Annotated in this window: 4 protein-coding genes; all 4 read left to right on the top strand. The window is 74.1% G+C overall.

Annotation, left to right across the window (positions count from 1 at the left end; all coding sequences use genetic code 11):
- Positions 1-2,196: phosphopantetheine-binding protein (locus JQX11_RS31835; RefSeq protein WP_204928619.1), on the top strand; the 2,196-nt coding region annotated here is incomplete at its 5' end.
- Between the two features lie 47 nt (positions 2,197-2,243).
- Positions 2,244-3,281, top strand: coding sequence for a ketoacyl-ACP synthase III family protein (locus tag JQX11_RS31840; protein WP_204928620.1), 1,038 nt, complete (start codon positions 2,244-2,246; stop codon positions 3,279-3,281).
- Between the two features lie 81 nt (positions 3,282-3,362).
- Positions 3,363-4,220 (top strand): alpha/beta fold hydrolase, encoded by an 858-nt coding sequence (locus tag JQX11_RS31845; RefSeq protein WP_204928621.1) that lies wholly within the window; start codon positions 3,363-3,365, stop codon positions 4,218-4,220.
- Between the two features lie 42 nt (positions 4,221-4,262).
- Positions 4,263-7,423 (top strand): type I polyketide synthase (locus JQX11_RS31850; protein WP_204928622.1); only part of this gene is annotated, 3,161 nt, incomplete at its 3' end.

Consider the following 7,423-nt stretch of genomic DNA (forward strand, 5'->3'; position numbering starts at 1 on the left):
TTGGGTTCGGGTGGTGTGGTGGTGCCGACGTTGCGTCGGGGTGAGGGTGGTGTGGGTCGGGTGTTGTTGTCGTTGGGTGAGGCGTTTGTGTCGGGGGTGGGGGTGGATTGGGAGCGGGTGGTGCCGGAGGCGGCCCGGGTCGACCTACCCACCTACCCCTTCCAACACGAGCACTACTGGCTCAGGTACGCCCCGTCCACCGGCACCACCGACCGGGGCGACCACGCGCTGCTCGGTGCCGCGGTGGAACTCCCCGGCTCGGGCGGGATGGTGCTGACCGGCACCGTGTCCCAGGCCGGCCTGCCCTGGCTGGCCGGCCACACCGTCGGCGACACCGTCGTGCTGCCCGGCACCGCCCTGCTCGACCTGGCGCTGAAGGCCGGCGACGACGTCGGGCTCGACCACGTCGACGTCCTCACCCTGCACGAGCCGCTGACCGTGCCGGCCCGGACCGCCGTCCACCTGCGGGTGGAGATCGGCGCACCGGGTGACGACGCCCGTCGGGCGCTGAGCATCCACTCCCGACGGGCCGACACCCCGGCCGGCGCCCCGTGGCGGTGCCACGCCGCAGGCACGCTCGCCGTCGGCGTACCGCTGCCCGGGGCTGACCTGACGGTCTGGCCGGCGCCCGACGCGACCGCCGAGCCCACCACCGACGGTGTCGCGCGGTGGCGGCGGGGCGACGAGGTCTTCGCCGAGGTCCGGCTGCCCGACCGGCAGCACGCCGAGGCGGACCACTTCGGACTGCACCCGGCCCTGCTCGACGCCGCGTTGCGGGCCGTCGGCGATCCGGCCGGCACACCGTCCCGGCTGGTCGGGATGCACGGCGTCACCCTGCGGGCCGTGGGCGCGACCGTGCTGCGCGTGCACCGCGCCGGATCGGGCCAGGTGACCGTCGCCGACGCGACCGGCTCCCCGGTGGCCACGATCGCCGCCGTCACCACCCGCCCCTGCCCGGCCGGCGAGGCCCGGACCGCGAGCGCCGCCGCCCAGGACGGCCTGTTCCGGGTGGAGTGGGTCGCGGTGCCGACGCCCGTCCCGCCGTCGCCACCGACCCTGGTCGTCGTCGGTGCCGACCCGCTGCGGGCGCGCGCCGGGCTGATGTCGGCGGACACCTACGCCGAGGCGTACCCCGACCTGGCCGCGCTCACCGCCGCGGTCGAAGCCGGCGCGCCCCGCCCGGACGTCATCCTGCTCACCGACACCGACCCCGCCCCGGCAGACGGCAGCCCCTGGGAGACCAGCCGCCTCGTCACCCTGCACCGGGACCCGACCGCCACCGCCGTGCGCCGCCGTGGCCGGGCGGGCGGCACCACGCCCGACGCGGTCCCGGCCCCTGCGGTGCCGGCCGACGCGCCGCCCGCACCCGGCGACACCGTCGTGGTCGACGGTGCCAAGGCGTCCTGGCGGGCCCTGGCGACGGCGCTCACCCTGGCCGAACCGCACCTGGTCGTGCGCCGGGGCACCGTGCTGACGCCCCGGCTGACCCGGGTCGCCGTCCCGGTGCACGACGCGACGCCGCTCGACGTCACCGGCCCGGTGCTGGTCACCGGCGGCGCGTCGGCGGCGCGCGGAGCGACCGTGGCCTTCCTGCGCGGATGCGGGATCGAGGCCGGCGACGGCAGCGGGGACGACGCCACCACCACCGTCGTCCGGGTGGACGCCCCCGACGCGGCGGCGGTCGCCGACAGCGCCACCCCGACCGTCACGCTGCTGCGGGAGCGGCCCGCCGGTGAGCCGTCCCCGGACGAACTCGCCCTCGTCGAGGCGGCCTGCCGCCTCGGTGGGTCGCTGGTCGTCGCGGCCGGAGCCGGCACCTGGTCCCGTTCCCCCGACGCCCCGGCGCTGCTGCGGTCGCTGGCCCCGGCCGTCGCCCGCCGCACCGTACGGGCCGCCGTCGACGCTCCGGCCGGCCTCAAGCAACGACTGGTGCTCGCGCCCGAGGGCGACCGGGACCAGATCCTGCTGGAACTGGTACGCCGCAACGTCGCGGCGGTGCTCGGCCTGGCGTCGGCGGAAACCGTCGAACGGGACCGGCGGTTCCGGGACGCCGGGTTCGACTCGCTGTCCGCCCTGACGGTCCGCAACCTGATCAGCACGGAGACCGACCTGCGGCTCGCGCCCACGGTGGTCTTCGACCACTCCACGCCCGACGCCCTGGTGCGTCACCTCAGGCAGGAACTGCTCGGCTACTGACGACCCGCCGGCCCGCGGCGGACACAGCTGAAGAATGGAGGGACCCCGTGCGAGTCGATGGTGTCTATCTCGACGGGATCGGCCAGTACCTGCCCGACTGGGTCAGCGCCGAGGACGCGGTCGCGGACGGCCGGTACCGGGCGGAGGTCTTCGAGGCCAGCGGCCTGACCGGCACGCACGTCTCGACGAAACTACCCGCCCTCGACATGGCGGTGCTGGCCGCCCGGGCCGCGCTGGAGCGGTCCTCGGTGGCGACCGCCGACGTCGAGTCACACATCCACGCCAGCGTCTACCACCAGGGCCCCGAGGGCTCCTACCCACCCGGTTACGTCCTGCGCGAGCTGGGGGTGACCGGCGTCGGCTCCCTGGAGATCCGGCAGGGGTGCAACGGGCTGCTCGCCGCCCTGGAGATCGCCGTCGGGCAGCTCACCGGCGTGGCGGAACTCGCCGTGGCCCTGCTGACCACCGCCCAGAACTTCGAGACGCCGCTGATCGACAGGTGGCACGGCTTCGGTGACTCGTACATCCTCGCCGACGGCGCCGCGGCGGCCGTCGTCACCACCGAACCGGGATTCGCCGAGGTGCGGTCGATCTGCTCCGGCACCCTGCCCGAGCTGGAACGGTGGCACCGCGGCGACGGCCCGCTGACCCCACCGGCCGGACAGACCGTCGAACCGGTGTCGATGGCCGCCCGGGCGGCCGCCTTCACCGACGACGAGATGCCGCTGGCGCGGGCCGTGGAGAGCCTCAGCGAGTTCGACGTCGGCATCATCCGGCGGGCCCTGGTCGACGCGGATCTCAACGTCGCCGACCTGGCCCGGGTGATCACCATCAACGAGGACGCCCGGATGACCGAGTTCACCACCCTCGGCCCGCTCGGCGTCGACCTGTCCCGGTCGGTCTGGGACTACGGCCGCTCGGTCGGGCACGTCGGGGCGGCCGACCTGGTCATCTCGCTGGAACACCTGCTCGTCACCGGGCAGGTCCAGCCCGGCGACCACCTCCTGCTGGTCTCCCAGGGGCCGGGCTGGCTCTGTTCCGCGGCCGTGCTCACCCTGCGGGAAAGGCCGTCCTGGCTGGAGTGAACTGCCGTTTTAGATGCGTTCTAGGCCCTCTGTCTAGCGTCGAACCGTCACACGTTCCGAGTGCGCAACGGAGGGGATTCAGTGGACGCGATCGTGGCCGACGATGTCGATACCGGGACCTTTGGCGTACCCGGAGCACGCCTCTATTACGAGGTCCAGGGGCAGGGACCGGTACTGCTGGTCCTGCAGGCCGGTGAGGGTGACGCCGGACGGACCAGCTACCTCGTACAGCAACTCGCCGACCGGTACACGGTGGTGACCTACGACCGGCGTGGCCTGTCCCGCAGCAAGCTCGACGGGCCACCCGGTCCGCTCACCATGGAGACCCACGCCGACGACGCGAGTGCCCTGCTCACCCACCTCACCGACCAGCCCGCCCACGTGCTCGGCTCCGGCTACGGTGCGGCGATCGGGCTCTACCTCTCGCTGCGGCACCCGCAGCAGGTCCGCACCCTGGTCGCGCACGAGGCGCCCACCCTGCGGCTGCTGCCGGCGGCCACCCGGGAACGGGTCGTGCGGGGCGTGGCCGCAGCCGAACGGGCCTACCACAACGACGGCTGGGGCCCCGCCATGAAACAGATGGCGGCGCTCAGCGGCATCGACCTGACCACCCTGGAGATGGAACCGGGCGTCGACTTCCAGCCGATGACGGTCGACCGGGCCGCGAACATCGAGTTCTTCGTCAAGTACGACGGCCCGGCCTTCCGCAACTGCCAGCTCGACGCCGACGACATCGCCCGGCTCAAGCAGACCGGGATCCGGGTGGTCCCGGCCGGCGGCTGCATCTCGCAGGACATCTGGGCGTACGTCTGCGCGGAGGCGCTCGCCGACGAACTCGGTACGGCGGTGGTGGAGTTCCCCGGTGGCCGCAACGGCCACACCACGCACCCCCGCGCCTTCTCGGCGCGCCTGCACCAGGTGCTCGCCGCCGTCGCCTGATCCGCGCTCCGACATCCCACCACCGAACAGGGACGGCCACCCATGGGAAGCATCGCCCCCGCGTACCAGGACGCCATCGCGGTCATCGGAATGTCCTGCCGGTTCCCCGGCGCAGCCTCCCCGGCGGAGTTCTGGGACCTGTTGGTACGCGGGGAGGAGGCGATCCGCGAGGCACCGACCGACCGCTGGTCCGGTGACCCGGGTACGGTCCGTCGCGGCGGCTTCCTCGACGACGTGGCCGGCTTTGACGCCCCGTTCTTCGGGGTGTCGCCCCGCGAGGCCGCCGCGATGGACCCGCAGCAGCGGCTGATGCTGGAACTGGCCTGGGAGGCGCTGGAGAACGCCGGCACCGACCCGACGCCGCTGCGCGGCTCGTCGACCGGGGTGTTCATCGGCACGATCCAGGACGACTACGCCACCCTGACCCGTCGCGGTGGTGGCGACCCCGGCCCGCACACCCTCACCGGGCTGCACCGCAGCGTCATCGCCAACCGGGTCTCCTACCGGCTGGGCCTGGCCGGGCCGAGCATGGTGGTCGACACCGGCCAGTCGTCGGCCCTGGTGGCGGTGCACCGGGCGATCGAGTCGCTGCACGCCGGCGAGTGCACGATGGTGCTCGCCGGTGGCGTCAACCTGATCCTCACCGGGGAGAGCACCGATGCCGTACGCGGTTTCGGCGGCCTGTCGCCCACCGGGCGTACCCACCTGTTCGACGCGCGCGCCGACGGGTACGTCCGGGGCGAGGGCGGTGGCCTGGTCGTCCTGAAGCGGCTCGCCGACGCCGTCGCCGACGGCGACCGGATCGTCTGTGTCGTCCACGGCGGCGCCGTCAACAACGACGGGGGCGGCGACGGTCTCACCACCCCCAGCCGGGCCGGCCAGGAACAGGTGGTCCGGCTCGCGCACATCCGCGCCGGCACCGACCCGGCCGCCACCGGGTACGTGGAACTGCACGGCACCGGCACCCCGGTGGGTGATCCGATCGAGGCCGCCGCGCTCGGCGCGGTGGTCGGCGCGGCCCTGCCCCCCGGTGACCGGCTGCTGGTCGGCTCGGCCAAGACCAACGTCGGTCACCTGGAGGGCGCCGCCGGGGTGGTGGGGCTGATCAAGACGGTGCTCGCCCTGCGGCACGGGCTGGTCCCCGCCTCCCTGCACCACGAGACGCCCAACCCGGCGATCGACTTCGCGGCCACCAGGCTGACCGTGCAGACCACCCTCGCCGCGTGGCCCGCCACCCGGCCGCTGGCCGGCGTCTCCTCCTTCGGCATGGGCGGCACCAACTGCCACCTGGTCCTCGGCCCCTGGCCCGCACCGACCGCCGCGGCATTGCCCGCCGCGGCATTGCCCGCCGCGGAACCGCCCGCCACCGCACCGCCCGGTACCCCGGCCGCCGTACCCGCCGTGGACCGCGTCGTCTGGCCACTGTCCGGTCGTACCCCGGCGGCGCTGCGCGCCCAGGCGCAGCGCCTGCACGACCACCTCGTCGACCGGCCCACGGTGCCGGTCGGTGATGTCGGCCGTTCGCTGGCCGCCCGCAGCGGCTTCGACCACCGGGCCGCGATCGTCGGCCGGGACCGCGACGACCTGCTCGCCGGCCTGGCCGCCGTCGCCGACGGTCGTCGCCGTGCCGGGCTGGTCACCGGCCGGGCCGGCGGCGGCGGGCTGGCCTTCCTGTTCACCGGCCAGGGCGCCCAGCGCCCCGGGATGGGACGTGACCTGTACGCCGCCTCGCCGGTCTTCGCCGACGCGTTCGACGAGGTCTGCGCGGAACTCGACAGGCACCTGGACCGGCCGCTGCGCGAGGTCGTCTGGGACGACCCGGACACGCTCGACCAGACCGGCTACACGCAGCCCGCGCTCTTCGCCCTCCAGACGGCACTGTTCCGGCTCACCGTCTCCTTCGGCGTACGCCCCGACCACCTGCTCGGCCACTCGATCGGTGAGCTGTCCGCCGCGTACGCCGCCGGGGTCTGGTCCCTGCCCGACGCCTGCCTGCTCGTCGCCGCCCGTGGCCGGCTCATGCAGGCCGCTCCGGCCGGGGGCGCGATGCTGGCGATCGCCGCACCGGAGGAGGTCGTGTCCGCCCACCTCACCGACGTCGCCGGGCGGCTGGACCTGGCCGCCGTGAACGGGCGCAACGCCGTCGTCGTCTCCGGTGACGCCGACGCCGTCGCCGACCTCGCCGCCCACTTCGACCAGCTCGACGTCAAGACCCGACGGCTGCGGGTCAGCCACGCGTTCCACTCCGCCCACATGGACCCGGCGCTCGACGAGTTCACCCGCATCGTCGCCGGCGTGCCCACCCGGACACCTCTGGTACCGGTGGTGTCGAACGTGTCCGGGGAGCTGGTGCGGGCCGACTACGCCGACCCGGCGTACTGGGCGGCGCAGATCCGTCGACCGGTCCGCTTCCTCGACGGCCTCCGCACGCTGCGGTCCGCCGGGGTCACCGGGTTCCTGGAACTCGGGCCGGACCCGGTGCTGACCGGGCTCGCCGAGGCGGAGCACGACGCCGAGGACTCGGCGTACGCCGCCCTGCTGCGTCGGGACCGCGACGAGCCGACGACGGCGTTGACCGCGCTGGCCCGGCTGCACACCCACGGCGTACCGGTGGACTGGTCACCACTGTGGCCGGCCGCCGACCGTACCGACCTGCCGACGTACGCGTTCCAGCGGCGGCCGTACTGGATCGACACCGCCACGGCCGCCGACACCGCCGCCGGGCACGCGGGTGCGTCGGTACCGGCCGCCCCGCAGGACACCGCGACCGCGACGGCGGACGTCGATCCGGCGAGCTGGGCGGGGCGTCTGCTGGCGATGCCCGAACAGGAGCGCCGGCCCGCCGCCGAGCTGCTCGTCCGTCGCCTGGTCGCCGAGACGCTCGGGTACGCCGATCCGGCGGAGGTGGACGGTGCGCTCACCTTCAAGGAACTCGGCATCTCGTCGCTCACCGCGGTGGAACTGCGCAACCTGGTGACCGCCGAAACCGGCCAGTCGTTCTCCTCCTCCATGGTCTTCGACTTTCCGAGTCCGGTGTTGGTGGCGGAGCGGTTGGTGGGTTTGGTGTCGGGTGTGGTGTCGGGTGTGGGTGTTGTGGGTGTGGGTGTGGGTGAGGCGGTGGCGATTGTGGGGATGGGTTGTCGTTTTGGTGGTGGGGTGGGTTCGCCGGGGGATTTGTGGGATGTGGTGTTGGGTGGGGTTGA

It is taken from the genome of Micromonospora humida, assembly GCF_016901255.1.
GTDB lineage: Bacteria > Actinomycetota > Actinomycetes > Mycobacteriales > Micromonosporaceae > Micromonospora > Micromonospora wenchangensis.